We start from the raw sequence: 20,187 nt of genomic DNA on the forward strand, positions 1-20,187 counted from the left end.
CATGGACGCATCGACTGCACTGTTATTGATCTTTACGGGCCTCCTCGTCGGGGCCATCGTGGGCTTTTTCGGCGGAACGTTTTGGATGCAGCGTACCAACCCCCAGCAGCACCCGCCTACTGATCTGCGCCCGCTGGCACAGGCACTTCGTGACCTACAGGTTCGTCTCGAAGACATCGATAAAGAGCAAGCAGTAGCGCAGTCTGCCTTGGCAGGACAAGTACAAGCAATTGCGCGCACCTCATCCAGGCTCGGGGACCGGACTGATCAGCTCATCACTGCACTGCGCTCACCGCAGGTCCGAGGCAGATGGGGTGAGGTGCAGCTGCAGCGCGTGGTAGAGCTGGGTGGGATGGTAGAGCACGTCGACTTTGACACTCAGGCGTACATGCGTTTCGACGGCGCCTCGCTACGCCCGGACATGGTTATCCGGCTCACCCAGGATCGAAACATCATCGTCGACGCCAAGGTCCCGTTTTCTTCATACCTCGATGCGCTCAACACGGAAGACCCGGAAGAAAAGCAAGGTTACCTGCGTAGACACGCTCACCTGCTGCGAAGCCACGTCGATACGCTGTCCTCAAAGTCATACATAAAGGCATTTCAGCCCAGCCCAGAATTCGTCGTGATGTTTGTCCCAGCAGACCCATTCTTGGACGCCGGTCTCGCTATCGACCCGGAGCTGCTCGACTACGCTTTTGCCCGCAACGTCGTCATCGCAACCCCCACGACGCTGTTCGCACTGCTGCGCACGGTTGAACTTGGGTGGAGGCAAGATTCCATGAATCGGGAGGCACAGACCATCCAGCGTCTTGGCGAAGAGCTGTACCGGCGTCTCGGCACGCTGACAGAGCACTACAACCGCGTCGGGAGCAGTCTTGAGAAGGCGGTCGAGTCGTACAACGCAACACTGGCGTCGCTCGAGAGTCGGGTGATGGTCACCGCTCGTAAGCTCGAGGAACTAGGTGCAGCGGGGCACTCGTCGAGCGCGCCGGAGCTTCACCCTATCGATGCGCGACCGAGACTCCGCGACTCAGATTCGTCGAATTGTTAGCCCCTGGAGCGGGTCAAACTGGCAAGACTCGGGGGTAGGCCGGGTAGAATGCCCAGCGTGTCTCAAAACTCTCTCCGATCCCCGCGCCCTGGTACCGCCACCTTCCACGGTTTGCCTACCGTTTCCAGCATCGGCATTATCTTTGCTGCGCTGCTGACCGGCGTCGTCATCGCAACGTCGGCGGGATACATCGGATGGCCTCTGCTCGTACTGTTCAGCGTCGCGGTCATCGCCGTGACAACGCTGGTAGACCCGCGGGGTTTGTTCCTTACCGTCGCGGCTACCCCGCTTTTGTTCGTCATTGCGCTGCTTGGGTTTGGATTGATTTCAGCACGCAATCAGCTCGGGGCCGCTGGTGCAGGCGGGAAAACCGCTATCCTTATGGTGCTTTACCCAGTAATCGAGCACTTCCCTATTCTCTTCACGGTGACTGCTGGTGCCCTGGTGATCGCCATCGTGCGCTACTGGCTGATCCAACGCCATAACGATGAAGTCCTGCGCCGGGAGCGAGCGCAGCGCCGCCGCATGAGCCAGTCGAACCGCAGGACCAATAGCGAAGGTCGTCGGGCCCGTGAACGCAGCCAGGGTGGCATCACGGTCGATGAGCTGTTGAAGCGAACGAAGGCAGAACGCAGTCAGGCCCGCCCCCGTGGGGAGCGGGCCCGGCGAGTTGCCTCACGCCTTGGCGAGGACCTGTACAAAAACGAAGATCGCTAGGCGAAGGCTAGACGAGCACTAGCTGCTACGGCGCGGCTGACGCAGATCCCGCGGCAGCGCGAACGTGATCGTCTCTACCGTAGTGGTGACTTCCTCTACATCGGTGTAACCGCGCTTCGCCAGCTCCGCGAGCAGCTCCTGAACCAGAATTTCCGGCACCGAAGCTCCCGATGTTACGCCAACGGTGTTGACGCCCTCGAACCATTCGTCTTGTACTTGGTGGGCGTAGTCGATGAGGTATGCGTTGTTGGCACCAGCGTCGAGCGCTACTTCCACCAGGCGCTTCGAATTGGAAGAATTTTGCGAGCCGACCACAATAACGAGTTCCGTCTGCGGTGCGATCTTCTTCACTGCTACCTGACGGTTTTGCGTTGCGTAGCAGATGTCGTCGCTAGGCGGGTTTTCTAGATCTGGGTAGCGCTCGCGCAGCTTTTCAACGATCAGCATCGTTTCATCAACAGACAGGGTGGTCTGGGATAGCCACACTAGCTTCGTCCCCTCTGGGAAGTCGGGAAGGGCGTCGACACCCTCGACCCCGTCAACGAGGTGGGTGACCTCCGGGGCCTCACCTGCGGTACCTTCGACCTCCTCGTGGCCCTCGTGGCCGACAAGCAAGATCTGGTATCCGTGCTTGGCAAACCGCTTCACCTCGTTGTGCACCTTGGTCACGAGCGGGCACGAGGCGTCGAGCGCCAGCAAGTTGCGCCCGTCCGCTGCTTCGCGGACCGCGGGGGAAACTCCGTGCGCGGAAAAGACAAGGTGCGAGCCTTCGGGGACCTCGTCGGTTTCGTCAACAAATATGACGCCGCGCTTCTCTAGTGTTTCCACTACGTACTTGTTGTGGACGATCTCTTTTCGCACATAAATTGGGGCTCCGTATTTTTCCAGCGCCTTTTCTACAGTGACAACTGCACGATCCACACCTGCGCAGTAACCGCGAGGTGCTGCCAGAAGAACTTTTTTACCCTGATTTGTCATGGAACCGACCCTACCGAATCAACGTCTAAAACAGTAGGTACACATTCTTGTGGTGATCTATCTATGAAACAATGACAGCGTATTCCATCGACACGCTGGGAAAGGAGCGGTGTTGACACAAGCACAAGGTGAGCGTTCAGCCTCACCAAGTAGCCCTGAACAGCCATGGCCAGTGGCAAAGTTGAATAAGTCGGTCAAGGGGTGGATTAACCGTCTGGGCCACTTGTGGGTTGAAGGCCAGCTCACGCAGGTGAATTACAAGCCGAGCTGGAAATTCTCCTATCTCACCCTCCGCGACACGCAGCAGGAAACGAGCGTGCAGCTTACGGTTTCCTCGGACTACTTAAGGAGCTTGCCGACGCCACCAAAGGACGGTGACCGCGTCGTCATCTACGGCAAGCCGGCCTTCTACGAGGGCCGCGGCTCCTTTTCGATGTGGACGACGCAGATTCGCCACGTCGGTATCGGTGAATTGCTCGCGAAGATTGAGCAGCTTCGGAAACAGCTTGCAAGTGAGGGTCTCTTTGACCGCGCCCGCAAACGGCCGATTCCCCTGCTCCCGAACACGATTGGCCTCATTACTGGTCGCGGCTCAGCCGCCGAGCGCGACGTGCTTTCCGTGGCGCAGAGCCGTTGGCCCGCGGTCCAATTCCGCGTGATCAACACCGCGGTACAGGGACCGAACGCGGTACCCGAGGTCATTCAGGCCCTGCAGACGCTTGACGCGGACCCCAATGTTGAGGTCATCATCATTGCCCGTGGCGGAGGCTCGGTCGAGGACCTCCTTCCGTTTTCTGAGGAGGCACTGCAGCGCGCTGTGGCTTCGGCGGGAACGCCGGTGGTATCCGCCATTGGGCACGAACCAGACAACCCGGTGCTTGATAACGTCGCAGACCTCCGTGCCGCGACGCCAACTGATGCGGCAAAGCGCGTCGTCATCGACGCGGCCCAGGAGCTTGCGTTTCTGTCTGAGGCGCGCGCACGCAGCGCGCAGGCGCTGCGTACCTGGGTTTCCACCAAAGCCGAAGAGATCCAGTACTGGCGCTCGCGTCCGGTGATGCAGAACCCGTTACTGGCAATTGAGCGTCGAAGCGAAGAGGTCTCACAGCAGGTTGCTTCGATGCGACGAGAGATCAGCCACCTGTTGGCACGAGAAACGCAGCAGGTCGCTGCGCTCCGCTCACAAGTTTCGGCGTTAGGGCCAGCAGCAACTCTGGCGCGCGGATATTCCGTAGTACAAGTCCTCCCCCGCGACCATGCCGATCCTGAGGTTGTCACCAGCATCGAACAATCACCACCCGGATCGCAGCTGCGCATCCGCGTCGCGGACGGTTCCATCACCGCAGCAGCAATGGGGACCACCCCCGCCGATTAAATCCACACAGCAATTTCACTAGCATCTAGCATCAAGGAGACAATCCATGTCCGAAAACACGTATGGCAATGGCCAACCCACCGACGCCGCATTCCCCGACCCCGCAACGCTTTCGTTCGAACAAGCTAGGCAGCAACTCGTAGAAACAGTGAGGGTCCTCGAGCTCGGGCAAATGAGCCTTGACGAATCACTGAAGTATTGGGAGTACGGCGAGGGGCTCGCGAAGCGCTGCGAGCAGCTACTCGAGGGAGCATCAAAACGTGTCGAGGCCGCTATTCAGCAGCGCGACGCGACTGAGCAAACACCACAGTCGGAATAGCCTGCTGCCACGGCATCTACTGCGCTGACAGCGGCTCGGTCGCGAGCGCAGTACGTATCAGTTCCTCAAACTCGGCGTCTGTTCCGGCACCTGTGACGGCGAATCGTGCGTCGCCAGCATCGATAACCCACAGTGGGCGAGTTTTCGCCTCGGTACCCTTAAATATCTCAATGCTGTAGCCATCGATCGTGTCCTGGCGGTCAAGCGTGCGCTGCTTTCCGTCGACCTCGGACTGGACCGTTTTGCTGTCCGCACCCGTTTGCGTCAGCTGGATGAAGCCACCATCGGGCGTGACCCACCCTACGACTGGAGCTGGCTGCTGAGCGATCATGCTTCGCCGCGCGGAGTTCGTCACCCAACCTGTTGGCATTTGAGGGTAGCGCACCGGAAAATCGACTCCGCGAGCCTCAAGGCCAAGGAACGTCTTCGCATCGACTTCTTGCACAGGCCCATTTTCGGGCTTACCGGGATTGAACGTGCACAGCCCGGTCGCACCAACGGCAATGATCATGACGACCACGATCAAGATGACGTTGATGAGCATGTCTCTGCCGTCTTGGAAAATGCGAGGTTTGTTTTCTTGAGCCACGCGCTCCAGTATGACATGGATTCCTGATACCCCCGAATTTGTCTTTTACCCCCGCGCGTTGGCTTTTTACGCAGGAAGTCCCCAGTTCAGACACCACTATTCGCAGCATTGCCCTATTTTAGGTGTAGAAACGACGGTTCATGTCTGGCAAAAGTGCCATGATAGAGGTGTGCCAGACCGCAGTGGTATGGCTTTGCAACGCGGCATGATGTCGATGTTGTCACAACTAAAACTAGTTTGCCGCAGGAGGGCACTGTTTCATGTCTGAACAAACTTCTGAAAACTTCCCTGACCGTAACCTTGCAATGGAGCTCGTGCGCGTTACCGAGGCTGCTGCGCTTGCCTCTGGCCGCTGGGTAGGTCGCGGGATGAAAAATGAAGGTGACGGCGCCGCAGTCGACGCCATGCGCAAGATGATCAACTCCGTCACGATGGACGGCGTCATCGTCATTGGCGAGGGCGAAAAGGACGAGGCGCCGATGTTGTTTAACGGCGAAAGTGTCGGCAACGGTTTTGGCGCACAGGTTGATCTGGCGGTTGACCCAGTCGACGGCACGCGCCTGATGGCGGAAGGTCGCCCGAATGCTATTTCGGTTATCGCGGCTGCCGACCGTGGTTCCATGTTCAACCCGCAGGACGCGTTCTACATGAACAAGATTGCAGTCGGCCCTGAGGCTGTCGGGGTCATCGATATTACGAAGTCCGTCGAGTTCAACATTAAGGCAGTGGCAGAAGCCAAGGGAGTCGGCGTTGGTAACGTGACTGTGGTGGTACTCGACCGCCCACGTCACAACAAGCTGGTTGCGGAGATTCGCAAGGCTGGTGCCAAGGTACGTTTCATTATGGACGGAGACGTTGCTGGTGCCATCGCTGCTGCCCAGAACACCAACTCCATTGACATGGCGATGGGCATCGGTGGCACACCGGAGGGGGTTATCACGGCGTGTGCATTGAAGTGCCTTGGTGGTGAGATCCAGGGCCAGCTCGCACCGCAGTCCGATGAAGAGCGCGAACGCGTGCTGGCAGCGGGCCACGATCTCGACCGTGTGCTTGGCCTCGACGACTTGGTGGCCTCCGATAACTGCTACTTCGCGGCTACCGGTGTCACCAACGGCGACATGCTGCGCGGCGTCTCCTACCGTAAGAATGGCGCTACCACCCGTTCGTTGGTAATGCGCTCGAAGTCTGGCACCGTCCGCTACGTGGAGTCCCTCCACCAGCTGCCGAAGCTTCAGGAGTACTCGGTGATCGATTACTCCGGCCCGATCAAGTAATTCAAAGCGTCGATTTTCTGTAAGTATCAAGTAAAGGAAAGATTGAATGGCCGATAAGCAGTACCGTATCGAGCACGACACCATGGGTGAGGTCAAAGTACCTGTTGATGCACTGTGGCGTGCTCAAACTCAACGTGCTGTAGAGAACTTCCCGATCTCTGGCCGGGGCCTCGAGAACCAGCAGATCCGCGCCCTTGGGCTCCTCAAGGCCGCGTGTGCGCAGGTCAACAAGGATTCGGGCAAGCTCGATGCGGAAAAGGCTGACGCGATCATCGCTGCGGCGAAGGAAATCGCAGACGGCAAGCACAACGACCAGTTCCCAATTGACGTTTTCCAGACGGGTTCTGGCACTTCCTCGAACATGAACACTAATGAGGTCATTGCTTCGATCGCGCACGCAAACGGCGTGGAAGTCCACCCGAACGACCACGTCAACATGGGACAGTCCTCGAACGACACCTTCCCAACTGCAACGCACATTGCTGCCACCGAAGCTGCCGTCGAAGTGCTGGTCCCGGCCCTGCAGGTGCTGCAGAAGTCACTGGCTGCGAAGGCTGAGCAATGGCACGAGGTAGTGAAGTCGGGCCGCACTCACCTGATGGACGCGACCCCGCTCACGCTTGGTCAGGAGTTCTCCGGCTACGCGCGTCAGATCGAGCTCGGCATCGAGCGCGTTGAGGCAACTGTTGGCCGCCTCGGCGAGCTCGCCATTGGCGGCACCGCGGTTGGCACCGGCATCAACACCCCAGCAGACTTTGGCGCAAAGGTGACCGCAGAGCTGGTGAAGCTCACCGGACTGACACAGCTGTCGGAGGCAAAGAACCACTTCGAGGCCCAGGCCGCACGCGACGCTCTGGTGGAATTCTCCGGTGCGATGCGCACTGTTGCAGTCTCGTTGTACAAGATTGCAAATGACATCCGTCTGATGGGTTCAGGCCCACTCGCAGGGTTCGCGGAGATTCACCTCCCAGATCTGCAGCCAGGCTCGTCGATCATGCCTGGCAAGGTGAACCCTGTCCTGTGCGAGGCGGCAACCCAGGTCTCAGCCCAGGTGATCGGCAACGATGCCGCAGTGGCATTCGGCGGCTCGCAAGGCCAGTTCGAGCTCAACGTGTTCATCCCGATGATGGCGCGCAACGTGCTGGAGTCCGCTCGCCTGCTGGCGAACGTCTCTCGACAGTTCGCTACCCGCTTGGTTGACGGTATCGAGGCGAACGAGGCCCGCATGAAGCAGCTCGCGGAGTCTTCACCATCAATCGTCACCCCTCTGAACAGTGCAATCGGCTACGAGAACGCTGCGAAAGTGGCAAAGCATGCGGTGAAGGAGGGCATCACGATCCGCCAGGCTGTGATTGACCTCGGCTTCGTGGACGGCGAAACGTTGACTGAGGAGGAGCTCGACAAGCGTTTGAACGTCCTGTCGATGGCTCATACCGAACGCAACTAGTCTTCGCTACAATCATCCCTGCTACTGCCCATGTTCATGAGCACGACCAGGGATGATTTTTATGTCTGATTCTTTTTCGCAGCTTCGTACAGCTGGGGGCTCAAATAAGCCATGGGTTATTGGCGGTGTCTTAGCTCTGGTGGTCTCGCTTATCGGGATAGCGCTCGCCGCAGCGTACTGGTCCGCTCAGCCAAAGCCGGAGCCTAACGGGGTGCCTACAGTTGTGACGGTGACTGCGTTTCCTGAAGCTCCGCAAGTGCGTGACGACGCCCCCTCTGGAACATTCCAAGGCACCCTCCAATCGCACAGCCCTGATGCTGCCGTAGCGGCGTGGCCGGCGGTGTTCTCCCTCCATGAAGGACAAGGGATGGTCAGCTATCCTCTGAGCGGTTGCGTGGCGCTTATCGCGCATGATGGCAGTGCTTCCGCTCTGACGAAACAGTGCCCTCCAACTACTGATGATGGTTTCTGGAGCTTCTCCAGCCCGGAGCCGGGAATCGTTGAGGCACAGTTTTTCGAGCGCCGCGGTGATAGCTCTCCAAACGTGGAAGGCTCACTATCGCTCCTGGTTGAATAGGTTTCTTTGATATTTTTGCACGGAGTGTAAGATTGCACTCCGTGAATTTTCCCGATCAGTCAGAAGGTCTCCGGCAGCGAAAGCGCCGCGAAACACGGCAGCGAATCTTCGATACAGCTGCATCGCTTGTGGCACGCGACGGCTATGACAATGTCACAGTCGAGGAGATCTGCCAAGGTGCAGGCATTTCACGGCGGACGTTCTTCAACTACATGGACTCAAAAGATGACGCTGTGCTTGGTCCCTTCCCTCTCGAGTTCACCAGCGAGAGCTTTGCACGCATTGCTGATGAGTCGTCCACGAACATGTTGTCCCTGGTAATCGATGCAATGGAAGAATCAGGTGCCGAAGATCGAGCCGAGGATGCCTGCCGAATCCAGCGGCTCATGCAGGACAACCCATCGTTGGCAAACGCGATGCTGGCCCGCAAACGCGATACGCTACGACACCTCGAGCAGGCTGTGCGTGAGCATTTTGCGAGCCACCCCGAAGACCGCCGTCTAGATGTCACCATAGAGGCAGAAGCCCGAATCGTTGTGGAACTTTTTCGGACAACGCTTGTGCTTTATGCGCGAAGCCTTCATTTCCAAGAGGAGGGTTCGCCGAAGGAGCAGGCTCGTAGCGTAGCTGCCGTCGTCACGAAGTATGCAAAGGAGTTGCAGTGGTAAACAACACTAAGCCACACGTTGGCCTGATCTTTGGAGCGCTACTCATCACGATGCTGATGAGCTCATTGGGCCAGATGATTTTCTCCACTGCCCTGCCGACAATTGTCGGTGAGCTTGGTGGCGTAGATCACATGAGCTGGGTGATTTCGTCGTTCCTGGTCACGATGACAATCGCGATGCCAATTAATGGCAAGCTCGGTGACAGGGTCGGACGCAAGTGGCCTTATATTGGCTCGATTGGCCTGTTCGTCATTGGTTCCACCTTGGGTGGGCTTGCACAGTCGATGCAGCTGCTCATTATCGGGCGCGCCGTCCAAGGCTTCGGCGCTGGCGGCATGATGGTCAACTCCCAGGCAATCATCGCGGAGGTGGTTCCAGCCCGTAGCCGCGGCAAGTACATGGGTGTGATGGGGGCAGTATTTGGTGTTTCTTCCGTGCTTGGCCCCGTGCTGGGCGGATGGTTTACGGATGGACCCGGCTGGCGTTGGGGCCTTTGGATGAACATCCCGCTGGGGCTTCTCGCGATGACGGTCTGCACAATCGTGCTCCACCTACGCAAGGGTTCGCGGTCAGCACAGAGCATCGACTGGCTGGGCACCGTGCTCATGGCGGTTGCCACGACTTCTCTTATTTTGACCACGACGTGGGGCGGCACTCAGTATGAGTGGTCCTCGCCTATCATTTTGGGTACTTCCTCGCTTGCGGTTGTCGCTGCAGCGCTGTTCGTCTTCGTTGAGCTGCGCGTACCGAACCCGCTCATCCCCATGCACTTGTTCCGCAATCGCAACATGGTCTTGACGACGGCCTCCGGCACCGTGCTGGGACTGGCTATGACCGGTGCGCTTGCTTACCTGCCTACCTACCTGCAGATGGTGCACGAACTCACGCCAACGAACGCGGGGCTGATGATGCTGCCAATGGTCATCGGCATCTTGGGCACTGGCACTACCGTGGGGTTCATTATCGCGAAAACGGGCCGCTACAAGGTCTACCCGATCATCGGTATGGCCATCGTTTCGGTCGGACTCTTCCTCTTCTCGCAGCTCGAAGTGTCCACACCGTTGACAACGCTGGGTATCTATATGTTCATCTTCGGGTTCGGACTCGGCTTAGTCATGCAGGTACTGGTACTTATTGTCCAGAACTCGTTCCCACTAGCAATGGTCGGTACTGCAACAGCGACGAACAACTTCTTCCGACAGATCGGCTCCGCGATCGGTGCGTCGCTTATTGGTTCGCTGTTCATTCACAATATGACGGAGGAGCTCGCGGAACGCCTGCCAAAAGCATTGGCCTCGATGGCCCCTAGCGAGGCAGCCCCTTACGCCGAGCAATTCTCGAGCGCCGGTGGGCACAACTCCCTCACCCCGCACGCGGTTGCACAACTGCCTGACGTACTGCGCGACGCCGTCCTTAATAGTTACAACGACGGCCTGACTCCAGTGTTCTTACTGATGGTCCCATTGGCCGCCGTTGCGTTGGTGCTGCTCTTCCCGGTCCGGGAGGACCCGCTGAAAGAGACGCTGGACTAGGAACGATGAGGCGTGACTAGACCTGGCTTTCGCCTGGTTTCTTTTCTCCCGGCTTCGGCAACAGCAGCTCGTAGATGTCCGAGTCACGCCACTGGCCTTCCCGCTCACCGTAGGACATTTTCGCCATGTGATGGAAGGTGCCAACTTTCTCGAACCCGCGCGACTTGTGCAGCCCTGCCGATCCTTCGTTTTCCGGGAAGATCCACGAGTGAATCGACCACTTATCAAGTTCGATGCACGTCGCGATGAGCTTGTCTAGCAGCGCACCGGATACCCCCATGCCGCGCGCATCCGGATGCACGTAGATGGAGTCTTCAACTACTCCATGGAACACGCTTCTCGACGACGCCTTCGCCGCAGCTACCCATCCGAGCACACGCGAGTCATCGTGTTCATCAACGGCAACAAACACCGTTTCCATGATCTTCGCCCTGGAAAACTGCTCCCATGTCAAGCCGCGCGTCTCGTAAGTTGCGTTTCCGGTACTCAGACCCATCTCGTAGATGCTACGCACCTGCGGGTAGTCTTCTGGCCGGATTGGTCGAATGGTAAACCCTTTTTTGGTCATAAAAAACATTGTCCCCATTGGTCACACATCGTGCAACCAACGGGGACAAAAGCCGTTGTAGAGCTACAAATTACTTCTCGATGATGTTTGCAGCGAACGCGCCGGTGTCGTTGTTCTCACGAGTCCACTCGATGGTGCCGTGCTCGAACTCCTGGGACCAGCCAGATTCATTTGGAAGTGGGGTCTCGGCTGCGGTTGGGAAGCCAACCTTGTCCATAACGCCTTCATTCGTCAGCCACACGTTAGCAATTTGGCCCCAGATCGGAGCGCCACCGGTGTTCTCATTCCAGGCGACGTGGTGGTCATTGTCAAAGTCAACGATCCAGCTGCCATCGTGCTCCGTAACCTTCATTGGCTCGCCCCACTCCGAGTCAGCGTACTGGCCGATTGCCTGGACCAGACCGGTTGGAACCTTGACCTCTTCACCGTCTGCGGTAGTCAAGGAGACAGACTCCGTAGAGCCCTCTGCGCCATTAGCGTCGGTGGCGGTCTCAGCAGCAGTCTCCGTCTCGGCTGCCTCTGTAGCTGTCTCGATGTTGGTCACCGTTGCGGTGCCGGAAGCACCATCCGCAGCGGTGGTAGCAGTGCTATCGGCGCCCTCTCCGTCAGAGCAAGCAACCAAGCCTGCGGTCAGAGCGGTAGCAGCAACGGCGGAAGTAAAAACCTTCTTGTAATTCATCAAAATTTCCTTTCGTTGTTGAATTTGTCTGGTGTCCATTATGCAAATTTCACTTTCGCCGCCTCCGTTTCACCCCCGTTCGGGGTGTTTTCCCGGCTGCACCCTTGCGCTTTTGCCCACGTTTCGTATATAAGCGTTTGCCCTGCGCAGCACGGGAGTCTGACACCTGTTTGCGCCGCCTCGTCCCAGCAGTCGGCTCACTCCCCCTCGACGAGCGAGCGGTGCGCCCTTTTGCGACGCCCACAAAGTCCTGGATCTCGTCACCGTCGTCGGCTTTCCGCCACACCAACGCAATCTCAGTTTCAACCAGCGGAGCGTGCCAAACTTCCAAACACGCGATCTGTTTCTTCGAAAGCACCTTCAACAACGGCAACGGAGCCAATGCCACGCCAACGTTTGCCGCAACGACCTGCAATGCACCACGAAGCTCTTCAAGTGACGCCTCCGGCTGGTAGACCCAGTTGATGATTTCGCCTTCGAGGTCCGCGTAATCGACGCGCTCCCCAAGCTCTGCAAACAAAGAGTCCTTGGGCACGGCAACGCCGGGAGCCTCGGTATAGAGACGGACCACGTGTAATTCATCGGTAATACGGTCATCGGGCAGGCGCATCAGCGCCAGCGATGTAGAAGTCGTCTCGTCCAGGAGATCAGCGAAGGGGTCGTCGACACCTTGTATATCGAGCGAGTGCGGTGTGGACTGTGCGAAGCGTTTAAACCACTTCCCTGGCTCTGTGCCGGTGACGAAAGCAAGCGATAGCATGGCACAATGCTACCGTTTGGTGTATGACTACACAGAAGCCATCCGGAACCGCGATGAAGGCCGCGACCGCCGCGAAGAAACTCGGGATCTACCTGCCAGCGACGCCGCAGGAGTTCCAAGACAATGCCGTGACGCACGCGCAACTGCGCGAATTACAGAACAATCCCCCAGAGTGGCTGCAGGAACTGCGCCGCAATGGGCCACACCCCCGCCCCGAGGTGGCGCGCAAACTCGGGATCTCAATCACCGCACTCAAAGCAAACGACATGGACAAGCCGCTCACCACTGAGGAGATCAACGAGCTGTTGAAAAACCAGCCGGAATGGTTGAGCTCGGCCCGCACCACTCATTCAGAGCAGCGCCAGGCCGAGCAGCAGCAGTAGCTCTTAGAGCATCTTCCAATCTTCGAGGCCCGGGTAGAGCGGGAACCGCTCCGCCAGCGCGTCTACGCGGGCGTGCAGGGCGTCGACGTCGGCGTTCTCACCCTGGATAAGCGCCTCGGCGATAATTTCCGCAACTTCCTCGAACTCTTCCTTGCCGAAGCCGCGGGTCGCCAGCGCCGGGGTGCCAATACGCAGCCCCGACGTCACGGCTGGCGGACGCGGATCGAAAGGAACGGCGTTGCGGTTCACCGTAATGCCAGCCTTATGCAGCAAATCCTCTGCCTGCTGGCCATCCATCGCGGAGTTACGCAGGTCCACTAGCACAAGGTGGACATCGGTGCCGCCGGAGACGACGTCGATGCCGGCTTCCTTGGCGTCTGGCTGGGTCAAGCGCTCGGCGAGAATCTTTGCGCCCTCGAGCGTGCGCTCCTGGCGGTTACGGAAAGCCTCCGTCGCGGCGAGCTTGAAGGCGGTAGCCTTCGCAGCGATCACGTGCACCAGCGGGCCACCCTGCTGGCCTGGGAACACTGCGGAGTTGAGTTTCTTGTGCAGCTCGAGATCGTTGGTGAGGATGAAGCCGGAGCGTGGTCCACCAATCGTCTTGTGCACCGTGGAGGACACAACGTGTGCATGAGGCACTGGCGACGGGTGCAGACCAGCAGCAACCAAGCCAGCGAAGTGCGCCATATCGACCCACAAGTACGCACCAACCTCGTCTGCGATCGAGCGGAACTCAGCAAAGTCCTCGTGGCGAGGGTACGCGGACCAACCCGCGATGATCACCTTCGGCTTGACCTCGCGTGCCTGTTCACGCAGCTTCTCCATGTCGATGGTGCACGTGTCTTTTTCAACCTCGTACGCAGCGACGTTGTACAGCTTGCCGGAGAAGTTGATCTTCATACCGTGCGTCAGGTGGCCACCGTGAGCGAGGCTGAGGCCCAAGATGGTGTCGCCCGGCTCGCACAGCGCCATCAACACAGCCGCATTCGCCTGCGCACCGGAGTGTGGTTGCACGTTCGCGTATTTCGCGCCGAAGAGCTCCTTCGCGCGGTCGCGCGCCAGGTCTTCAACGATATCGGCGTGCTCGCAGCCACCGTAGTAGCGACGACCTGGGTAGCCTTCGGCGTATTTGTTCGTAAACACCGAACCCTGTGCTTGCAGCACTGCTCGCGGGACGAAGTTCTCGGAGGCAATCATCTCCAGCGTGTTTCGCTGGCGCGACAGTTCCTGAACGATCGCTTCGTGAACTTCGGGGTCAAAAGTAGCGAGATCCTGGTAGCGGAGGTCTTCAGACACGTGCACCGGGTCCTTTCAAGATCAGACAGTCAATCATGTTTTAGCTCATGTCCAGGCACACCTATGCCTGGCACTGCTAAGCAGTATAAGCATCAGCGCTACGAAAGACGTCCACTTTATTCAGGAACTTCAGAAGTATCTGCACCTGAGTTCCCCGACACGAAACAACAAATGTAACAATGATACGCATGGCGAAATCTCCCCGCACTTCGGATTCGAGCCCTTATTTGGACTTTCACCGCGACGATTGGCGGCACCGACGTGCGCAAATGCCACAAGTCTTGACGGAGGACGAAGTAGCCAAGCTCAGTGGTATCGGCGAGAACCTCGATATGCAGGAAGTTGAAGACATCTACCTGCCGATCTCTCGCCTGATTCACCTCCAGGTACGGGCTCGACAAAAGCTTACGAAGGCCACAGAGACGTTCATCGGTGATGACCCAGGCCACGTGCCATTCATTATCGGGATTGCGGGGTCGGTGGCCGTCGGCAAGTCAACGACTGCCCGTGTACTGCAAGTGTTGCTGCAGCGTTGGGACTCTCATCCTCGAGTAGACCTCATCACCACCGACGGATTCCTCTATCCCAGCAAAGTGCTCAAAGAGCGCAACCTGATGGACCGCAAAGGATTCCCGGAATCCTACAACCGGCGCGACCTCATGCGCTTTGTCACCGAGGTCAAGTCGGGTCAACCACTGGTCAAAGCGCCGATATATTCTCACTTCGCCTACGACATCATCCCAGGCGAGTTCATTGAGGTCCGCCAGCCGGACATCATCATTCTCGAAGGGCTCAACGTCCTCCAAACCGGCCCGACCCTCATGGTGTCCGACCTCTTCGACTTCTCAATTTATGTCGACGCCCTCACCACCGATATTGAACGCTGGTACATCGACCGCTTCATGAAGCTTCGCAACACGGCATTTCGAGAGCCCGGCGCGCACTTTGCGCACTATGCCGACATCGATGAGGCGCAGGCCCGTCACAAGGCACGCGATATTTGGCAGTCCATCAACCTGCCGAACCTAGTGGAAAACATTGCCCCCACCCGTATCCGTGCCTCGCTCGTGCTACGCAAAGGCGCCGACCATTCAGTGCAGTGGGTCCGCATGCGCAAAATGTAGCGCCAGGTAGCTGCCTACTTGCCGAAGCGACGGGAGCGCTGCGAGTACTCGCGCAACGCGCGAAGGAAGTCAATCTTGCGGAACGCGGGCCAGTACGTGTCCGTAAACCAGATCTCGGAGTACGCCGCCTGCCACAGTAGGAAGCCGGAGAGGCGCTGCTCCCCCGACGTCCGGATCACTAAGTCTGGATCGGGCTGACCTGAGGTGTACAGGTGCTGCGACACGGACTCGACGGTCACTGCGTTGACCAGTTCGTCCACGCTGCAGCCGCTGGCAGCGGCGTCGCTAATGAGGCTGCGAACGGCGTCGACAATTTCTTGCCTGCCGCCGTACCCCACCGCAATGTTGACGGTCAGGCCAGCTTTGCCTGTGGTGGTGTCGGCAGATCGGCGCATCCTTTCTGCAACCTCATCCGGCAAGAGCTCCAGGTGCCCTACGAGCCGAACCTTGCAGGAGTAAGACTGCGTCGCAAGGTCCTCGATCACCTCGGAAATAATGTCGAACAGCAGCTCAACTTCTTCCGAAGTCCGTTGCAAATTCTCCGTTGATAACAGGTAGATCGTAACGACGTCCACGTCCATTTCCGCCGACCACCGCACAAGTTCGCCGATCTTCGCCCCACCCACCCGGTGGCCATGAGAAACATCGGTGAACCCAGCCTCACGGGCCCACCGTCGGTTGCCGTCCGCCATGACCGCGATGTGCTTCGGGCGTTTCTTGCCCTTCAGCTCACGCTTCAGGCGCGCTTCATACAGCGGATACAGAATTTTTTGGAGGCTACTCACGGACCCAACCTTACTCACCAATCAACGGTATGTATGTTAGATGCCTTAGATCCAACGCTTCTTCCGGCGATCAAGCACACCCGCCTCCGCCATGGCCTTATCCAGCGCCTCCTGGTCAAACGGGTCGATTCCGTGCTTCTCAGCGAAGAGGCTGCGACGGCGGAACCGCGAGTACCGGCGATGGAACGCAAACCCCAGAGACAAAATGACCACAGCCAGCATCACCAACAGCAACAGGCCGAATGGCGAAGCCTTGCCAAAGTCAGGCCCCACCGGGTTTTCCTTCGGCGCCTGCGCCACCAAGTAAGCAGAGGTGTTGATAATCGCTGCGTGTGCTGTCGTCATCATGTGTATTTCGTCTTCCTTGTGCTGAAAATGTTAGCGCTCTTGCCCGAAACCTTCAGCGAGCGCGTCCGCGGTCTTCGGGTCAATACCGGCGAAGAGATCATCTTCCGGCAACGTTGATGCTACGCGAGTTCTGGCCAACTCAAACTCTTCTGTCGGCCATACCTCCTGCTGGTCCTCAACTGGGCTCGCCAAAAACGCGCCCGCCGGATCAATCTGTGTCGCATGTGCCGTCAGCGCTGCTGCACGCTGGGGGAAGTACTCCGCGCACTCCACCCTTGTGGTCACGCGACTCATCACATCCGCTTTGTTTTCTTCCCACCGCTGAATCATCAGCTCGTACGGGCTCTTCTTTCCCTGCGCGTACAAGCGGTCCTGCAGAAGACGCATCCGCTGGAGGATAAATCCATGGCTGTAGTACAGCTTCAATGGTGTCCACGCCGGCCCTGCTTCGGGAGCAAAGGATGGATCTCCCGCCTTGTCCCAGGCCAGCATCGAGATTTCGTGGACCATCAAGTGGTCGGGGTGCGGGTAGCCACCGTTTTCGTCGTAGGTAATGATGACATGCGGCCTGAACTCTCGAATCGACTCGACGAGATGCGCCGTCACTGCCTCCGGGTCTTGGGTCGCGAACGAGCCTTCCGGCAGCGGGGGCAGCGGGTCGCCTTGTGGCAGACCCGAGTCTTCGTACCCCATCCACTGATGTTCCACGCCGAGGGCCGCCGCGGCCTCCGCCATCTCCTGCTCCCGGACCTCGAGGATGTTCTCCAGCACGCCCGGCCGATCCATCGCAGGGTTCAAGATGTCGCCTCGTCGCCCGTCAGTACACGTGACGACGAGCACCCGGTTCCCCTCCGATGCGTATTTTGCCATCGTTGCTGCACCTTTAGAGGACTCGTCGTCTGGGTGTGCGTGGATCGCCATCAAGCGCAAGCCGGCCACTATTCCTCCTAGAACTTCTTCGAGGTCTGATTCCGTAACTTCGCGCCATCTTAGTACCATTGGAACGGATTGCAGCTACAGCGTCATCCAGCGTCATTCAGCGAGGTAGGTAACCGTGACTTCTCCCAGTCGCCCAACATCCCGATACGGCTCCAGCACCACCCCGACAGCCACGAAACGCAGCAACGCCGCTGGCCGGATCGTCGCGCTGATCGCCATCGGCCTCGTCGTCGTGCTGCTTTACAGCGTCTTTGACTACTTCAAGAAGCAGGAGTCCCGCACCGTCACTGCGGATTTCATCTCGCTCGAAGCTGTCGACGACAACACCACACGCATGTGGATCGATGTATCACGCAGAGACCTCGAGGCCCCTTCGTACTGCATCGTCACTGCGGTCAACTACGCGCATGCTGAAGTTGGGCGTCGAGAAGTAGTACTCCCCGCTGGCGGGCAGGAGCTCGAGCGGGTCGTCGTCGAACTACCGGTGCGCGAGCCGGCAGTCTCAGGACGTGTCTACGGCTGCTCGGACAATCTGCCGTTCTACATGGACCCCACCAGCACCTTTTACGACGCCCGCTAAGCCTCACCAGTGCACCACCTGCGCGGCAGCTGTGCTATTATCCGCCTGGTAAAGTTGCCCGCCAACCGGCGGGCTCGTTTGACATATATAGGGAAGGTTTTTACCTGATGGCGCAAACTCAGCAGCAGTACATCACCCCGGAGATGAAGGCCAAGCTTGAAGCTGAGCTTCAGCAGCTCATCGACAATCGCCCTGTCATCGCAGCCGAAATTAACGAACGCCGTGAAGAAGGCGACCTCAAGGAAAACGCTGGCTACGACGCCGCGCGTGAGCAGCAGGACCAGGAAGAAGCTCGCATTAAGCAGATTTCCGAACTGCTGGCTAACTCCACCACGGAGCGCTCCGGCATCGTCGAGGGTGTAGCCCACGTAGGTTCCGTCGTGCACGTCTACTACAACAATGACGAAAATGATAAGGAAACGTTCCTGATCGGTACCCGCGCGGCTTCGACGGACAACGAGGACCTGGAGACCTACTCGGAGAACTCTCCGCTCGGCGCAGCCGTAGTCGGTGCTTCCGAGGGTGAAACCCGCACCTACAACGCCCCAAATGGCCGAGAGATTTCGGTAACAATCGTCTCCGCAGAACCGTATGATTCTGTTAAGGCTTCCACGCCACGGGCGAAGTAGCCTGTCTACGCCATCGGCGTTATCCGTGATCGCTGACATTGAAGGAATTCCTGTGAATAAGTTCTTTTCCCGCAAGCTAGTACTCACCAGCGTGGTCGCACTCGGTGCTGTGGGCTTGACTGCCTGCCACCCACCACACCAAAACCCGTCGGACCTGAAGGTTGATACGGCACAAAGCCAGGACCCAACTTCGCTTCCTGGTGAGCGCGCGAAGGCAACCCCGACGAACGTAACCGATGCAGCAGGCGCTACCTCTGAGGCTGCAGTCACCGAGACTGTCACCGCTATGGGTGCTTCGGACAAGACCCCACTGGTCAATAACTGCGGCAGCGTCGGCCTTGAGCGTCCAGCTTCGCTGACTCTCAACTGCAGCGACCAGAACGATTTCCTCCAGGACATCGTGTGGGATACCTGGTCTGAGCAGCTCGCGCAGGGCACCGCTACCCGCACCACGGTCAATCCGAACCGCGAAATCGAAGATGTGCAGGTTGTCCTGGGCAACCCAGACATCATAGATGGTGTGCTCGTGTTTAAAACCATCACCGTTGACGGCACGTCTATCAACCCTGAGGGTGCACGCTAAGTACACTGAATACAGCAATTAGCTCCCTGCCCCGGCCCAGCGATGTTGTTGGCCGGGGCGCTTTTGAGCGCAACTAGACAAAAATACCCGGCCTCACAGTCGTGGGGCCGGGTATTTATTGCAGTGAGCGCGTGCGCTATCGCTGTTGGAAGTAAGACAGCAGGCGCAGGATCTCGGTGTAGAGCCACACCAGAGTCACTGCCAGGCCAAGTGCAACGCCCCAGGCCGCCTGCGATGGGGCGCCCATGCGCACCAACTTATCGGCGACGTCAAAGTCCTGCAGGAACGCAAGTGCGCCCAGCACGATGCAGACCAGGCTAAACACGATGGCGATGGTGCCACCACCGCGAAGCGGATTCATGCCTGTAAAGATGCTCAACAAGAGGTTGCCGACAACCAGGATGAGCACGCCGAAAATGGCTGCGGTGAGGATCCGATTAAACCGCGGGGTAACGCGAATGGCACCGGTGCGATAGACCACAAGCATGCCCGCGAAGACACCGAAGGTGCCCAAGATCGCCTGGAAGATTAACGCGCCTGCGTCCGCGCCGGCGACACTGAACTGCCCGGTGATGGCGAATGAGAACCCACCAAGGAACAGGCCCTCAGCAGCCGCGTACGCCAGGGTAATAACTGGGGAACCGTACTTTTTGCCAAATGCGTGAATCATCACGAGGACGAAACCGGCGACGGCACCGACCAGCGTCAGAATGCTGGCAATGGAGCCGTACCCACCGAGGTACAGTCCGAAGTTAATTACTGCAAAGGCGACAATTACGGCAAGGGTAATGCCGGTTTTAGTGACAACGTCGTCAACCGTCATTGGACGGTCCTCAGACACTGTGCCCGCCGGTGCACCCATGGGTGCTTGCTCGTACGGGTTCGCGGCACCGTACCCCTGGTATCCAGTGCCACGTTGGGAATCTACTCCCTGCAGAGTTTTCAATACAGGGTTGTTGCTACTCACGGACCCCTGATCCTTT

At 58.4% G+C, this 20,187-nt stretch carries 24 protein-coding genes; 14 read left to right on the top strand and 10 right to left on the bottom strand.

Going from position 1 to position 20,187, the window contains the following annotated elements; all coding sequences use genetic code 11:
* Position 1: 1 nt before the first annotated feature.
* Both JMN37_RS03905 and JMN37_RS03910 read left to right on the top strand, forming a co-directional pair.
* The gene (locus JMN37_RS03905) at positions 2-1,054 is read left to right on the top strand and encodes a DNA recombination protein RmuC (RefSeq protein ID WP_252931092.1); all 1,053 of its coding nucleotides are present in this window, start codon (positions 2-4) and stop codon (positions 1,052-1,054) included.
* Between the two features lie 57 nt (positions 1,055-1,111).
* Entirely contained in the window at positions 1,112-1,771 is a 660-nt protein-coding gene (locus tag JMN37_RS03910; RefSeq protein ID WP_252931093.1) for a DUF6542 domain-containing protein, read from the top strand.
* A gap of 18 nt (positions 1,772-1,789) precedes the next feature.
* Here JMN37_RS03910 and JMN37_RS03915 read toward each other — a convergent pair whose 3' ends face one another.
* Positions 1,790-2,749 carry a 4-hydroxy-3-methylbut-2-enyl diphosphate reductase gene (locus tag JMN37_RS03915; RefSeq protein WP_252931094.1) on the bottom strand — a complete coding sequence of 320 codons (960 nt, stop codon included), beginning with the start codon at positions 2,747-2,749 and terminating at the stop codon, positions 1,790-1,792.
* Positions 2,750-2,861: 112 nt separating this feature from the next.
* Between JMN37_RS03915 and xseA the strand changes: the two genes are divergently transcribed.
* Together xseA and JMN37_RS03925 are read left to right on the top strand one after the other, a co-directional pair.
* Complete coding sequence (xseA, locus tag JMN37_RS03920) at positions 2,862-4,124, top strand: exodeoxyribonuclease VII large subunit (RefSeq protein WP_252931095.1); 1,263 nt, start codon at positions 2,862-2,864, stop codon at positions 4,122-4,124.
* Positions 4,125-4,170: 46 nt separating this feature from the next.
* A complete protein-coding gene (locus JMN37_RS03925; RefSeq protein WP_070362751.1) occupies positions 4,171-4,443 on the top strand; it encodes an exodeoxyribonuclease VII small subunit in 273 nt (90 codons plus the stop codon).
* 16 nt (positions 4,444-4,459) lie between these two features.
* Here JMN37_RS03925 and JMN37_RS03930 read toward each other — a convergent pair whose 3' ends face one another.
* On the bottom strand, positions 4,460-5,032 hold the full coding sequence (locus JMN37_RS03930; RefSeq protein WP_252931096.1) for a DUF4245 domain-containing protein: 573 nt from the start codon (positions 5,030-5,032) through the stop codon (positions 4,460-4,462).
* 260 nt (positions 5,033-5,292) lie between these two features.
* Here JMN37_RS03930 and glpX point away from each other — a divergent pair, with 260 nt between their 5' ends.
* From glpX to JMN37_RS03955, 5 genes are all read left to right on the top strand, one after another.
* Entirely contained in the window at positions 5,293-6,306 is a 1,014-nt protein-coding gene (gene glpX, locus JMN37_RS03935) for a class II fructose-bisphosphatase (RefSeq protein WP_070362753.1), read from the top strand.
* Positions 6,307-6,352: 46 nt separating this feature from the next.
* A complete protein-coding gene (locus JMN37_RS03940; RefSeq protein ID WP_070479330.1) occupies positions 6,353-7,753 on the top strand; it encodes a class II fumarate hydratase in 1,401 nt (466 codons plus the stop codon).
* Between the two features lie 61 nt (positions 7,754-7,814).
* On the top strand, positions 7,815-8,330 hold the full coding sequence (locus JMN37_RS03945; protein WP_141742272.1) for a hypothetical protein: 516 nt from the start codon (positions 7,815-7,817) through the stop codon (positions 8,328-8,330).
* 41 nt (positions 8,331-8,371) lie between these two features.
* Positions 8,372-8,998 carry a TetR/AcrR family transcriptional regulator gene (locus JMN37_RS03950; RefSeq protein ID WP_168161642.1) on the top strand — a complete coding sequence of 209 codons (627 nt, stop codon included), beginning with the start codon at positions 8,372-8,374 and terminating at the stop codon, positions 8,996-8,998.
* Positions 8,992-10,530 (top strand): MDR family MFS transporter, encoded by a 1,539-nt coding sequence (locus tag JMN37_RS03955; RefSeq protein ID WP_070479327.1) that lies wholly within the window; start codon positions 8,992-8,994, stop codon positions 10,528-10,530. Before JMN37_RS03950 ends, JMN37_RS03955 begins: the two co-directional genes overlap by 7 nt.
* A gap of 16 nt (positions 10,531-10,546) precedes the next feature.
* On the opposite strand, the gene JMN37_RS03960 is transcribed toward JMN37_RS03955, so the two are convergent.
* The 3 genes from JMN37_RS03960 to JMN37_RS03970 all read right to left on the bottom strand — a co-directional run bounded on the left by JMN37_RS03960 (position 10,547) and on the right by JMN37_RS03970 (position 12,537).
* The gene (locus JMN37_RS03960; protein WP_071573428.1) at positions 10,547-11,098 is read right to left on the bottom strand and encodes a GNAT family N-acetyltransferase; all 552 of its coding nucleotides are present in this window, start codon (positions 11,096-11,098) and stop codon (positions 10,547-10,549) included.
* A gap of 70 nt (positions 11,099-11,168) precedes the next feature.
* Positions 11,169-11,777, bottom strand: coding sequence for an LGFP repeat-containing protein (locus JMN37_RS03965; protein WP_071573308.1), 609 nt, complete (start codon positions 11,775-11,777; stop codon positions 11,169-11,171).
* A gap of 49 nt (positions 11,778-11,826) precedes the next feature.
* The gene (locus JMN37_RS03970) at positions 11,827-12,537 is read right to left on the bottom strand and encodes a LysR family transcriptional regulator substrate-binding protein (protein WP_252931098.1); all 711 of its coding nucleotides are present in this window, start codon (positions 12,535-12,537) and stop codon (positions 11,827-11,829) included.
* A gap of 23 nt (positions 12,538-12,560) precedes the next feature.
* On the opposite strand from JMN37_RS03970, the gene JMN37_RS03975 reads away from it, so the two are divergent.
* Positions 12,561-12,920 carry a DUF5997 family protein gene (locus tag JMN37_RS03975; RefSeq protein ID WP_070362760.1) on the top strand — a complete coding sequence of 120 codons (360 nt, stop codon included), beginning with the start codon at positions 12,561-12,563 and terminating at the stop codon, positions 12,918-12,920.
* Between the two features lie 3 nt (positions 12,921-12,923).
* Here JMN37_RS03975 and glyA read toward each other — a convergent pair whose 3' ends face one another.
* A complete protein-coding gene (gene glyA / locus JMN37_RS03980; RefSeq protein ID WP_071573306.1) occupies positions 12,924-14,216 on the bottom strand; it encodes a serine hydroxymethyltransferase in 1,293 nt (430 codons plus the stop codon).
* A 188-nt stretch (positions 14,217-14,404) separates the two neighbouring features.
* On the opposite strand from glyA, the gene coaA reads away from it, so the two are divergent.
* On the top strand, positions 14,405-15,340 hold the full coding sequence (gene coaA, locus JMN37_RS03985; protein ID WP_070362761.1) for a type I pantothenate kinase: 936 nt from the start codon (positions 14,405-14,407) through the stop codon (positions 15,338-15,340).
* A gap of 14 nt (positions 15,341-15,354) precedes the next feature.
* Here the strand turns inward: coaA and JMN37_RS03990 are convergent, their stop codons facing one another.
* Genes JMN37_RS03990 through mca form a run of 3 tightly spaced genes read right to left on the bottom strand, consistent with a single transcriptional unit; the run spans position 15,355 to position 17,412 of the window.
* Positions 15,355-16,125: an isoprenyl transferase gene (locus JMN37_RS03990; protein WP_070363549.1), complete on the bottom strand. Its 771-nt coding sequence runs from the start codon at positions 16,123-16,125 to the stop codon at positions 15,355-15,357.
* Between the two features lie 45 nt (positions 16,126-16,170).
* On the bottom strand, positions 16,171-16,473 hold the full coding sequence (locus JMN37_RS03995) for a hypothetical protein (RefSeq protein ID WP_141742271.1): 303 nt from the start codon (positions 16,471-16,473) through the stop codon (positions 16,171-16,173).
* A gap of 30 nt (positions 16,474-16,503) precedes the next feature.
* Positions 16,504-17,412, bottom strand: coding sequence for a mycothiol conjugate amidase Mca (gene mca / locus JMN37_RS04000; RefSeq protein WP_071573305.1), 909 nt, complete (start codon positions 17,410-17,412; stop codon positions 16,504-16,506).
* Positions 17,413-17,527: 115 nt separating this feature from the next.
* Between mca and JMN37_RS04005 the strand changes: the two genes are divergently transcribed.
* The 3 genes from JMN37_RS04005 (at position 17,528) to JMN37_RS04015 (ending at position 19,204) form a co-directional block, all read left to right on the top strand.
* Positions 17,528-17,992 (top strand): DUF4307 domain-containing protein, encoded by a 465-nt coding sequence (locus JMN37_RS04005; protein WP_071573304.1) that lies wholly within the window; start codon positions 17,528-17,530, stop codon positions 17,990-17,992.
* A gap of 107 nt (positions 17,993-18,099) precedes the next feature.
* Positions 18,100-18,621: a transcription elongation factor GreA gene (greA, locus tag JMN37_RS04010; RefSeq protein WP_070362764.1), complete on the top strand. Its 522-nt coding sequence runs from the start codon at positions 18,100-18,102 to the stop codon at positions 18,619-18,621.
* A 52-nt stretch (positions 18,622-18,673) separates the two neighbouring features.
* Positions 18,674-19,204 (top strand): hypothetical protein, encoded by a 531-nt coding sequence (locus JMN37_RS04015; protein ID WP_252931099.1) that lies wholly within the window; start codon positions 18,674-18,676, stop codon positions 19,202-19,204.
* Between the two features lie 136 nt (positions 19,205-19,340).
* Here the strand turns inward: JMN37_RS04015 and JMN37_RS04020 are convergent, their stop codons facing one another.
* Positions 19,341-20,171, bottom strand: coding sequence for a Bax inhibitor-1/YccA family protein (locus JMN37_RS04020; protein WP_071573303.1), 831 nt, complete (start codon positions 20,169-20,171; stop codon positions 19,341-19,343).
* Between the last annotated feature and the right edge of the window lie 16 nt (positions 20,172-20,187).

It is taken from the genome of Corynebacterium lipophilum, from assembly GCF_024102595.1.
Taxonomy (GTDB): Bacteria; Actinomycetota; Actinomycetes; order Mycobacteriales; family Mycobacteriaceae; genus Corynebacterium; species Corynebacterium pseudogenitalium.

Bases quoted from the DNA above. Each gene is read 5' to 3' on its own strand.
- JMN37_RS03905 (WP_252931092.1), top strand. From the start codon at position 2: ATGGACGCATCGACTGCACTGTTATTGATCTTTACGGGCCTCCTCGTC.
- JMN37_RS03915 (WP_252931094.1), bottom strand. From the start codon at position 2,749: ATGACAAATCAGGGTAAAAAAGTTCTTCTGGCAGCACCTCGCGGTTAC.
- JMN37_RS03925 (WP_070362751.1), top strand. From the start codon at position 4,171: ATGTCCGAAAACACGTATGGCAATGGCCAACCCACCGACGCCGCATTC.
- glpX (WP_070362753.1), top strand. From the start codon at position 5,293: ATGTCTGAACAAACTTCTGAAAACTTCCCTGACCGTAACCTTGCAATG.
- JMN37_RS03940 (WP_070479330.1), top strand. From the start codon at position 6,353: ATGGCCGATAAGCAGTACCGTATCGAGCACGACACCATGGGTGAGGTC.
- JMN37_RS03945 (WP_141742272.1), top strand. From the start codon at position 7,815: ATGTCTGATTCTTTTTCGCAGCTTCGTACAGCTGGGGGCTCAAATAAG.
- JMN37_RS03960 (WP_071573428.1), bottom strand. From the start codon at position 11,098: ATGACCAAAAAAGGGTTTACCATTCGACCAATCCGGCCAGAAGACTAC.
- JMN37_RS03965 (WP_071573308.1), bottom strand. From the start codon at position 11,777: ATGAATTACAAGAAGGTTTTTACTTCCGCCGTTGCTGCTACCGCTCTG.
- JMN37_RS03970 (WP_252931098.1), bottom strand. From the start codon at position 12,537: ATGCTATCGCTTGCTTTCGTCACCGGCACAGAGCCAGGGAAGTGGTTT.
- JMN37_RS03975 (WP_070362760.1), top strand. From the start codon at position 12,561: ATGACTACACAGAAGCCATCCGGAACCGCGATGAAGGCCGCGACCGCC.
- coaA (WP_070362761.1), top strand. From the start codon at position 14,405: ATGGCGAAATCTCCCCGCACTTCGGATTCGAGCCCTTATTTGGACTTT.
- JMN37_RS03995 (WP_141742271.1), bottom strand. From the start codon at position 16,473: ATGATGACGACAGCACACGCAGCGATTATCAACACCTCTGCTTACTTG.
- greA (WP_070362764.1), top strand. From the start codon at position 18,100: ATGGCGCAAACTCAGCAGCAGTACATCACCCCGGAGATGAAGGCCAAG.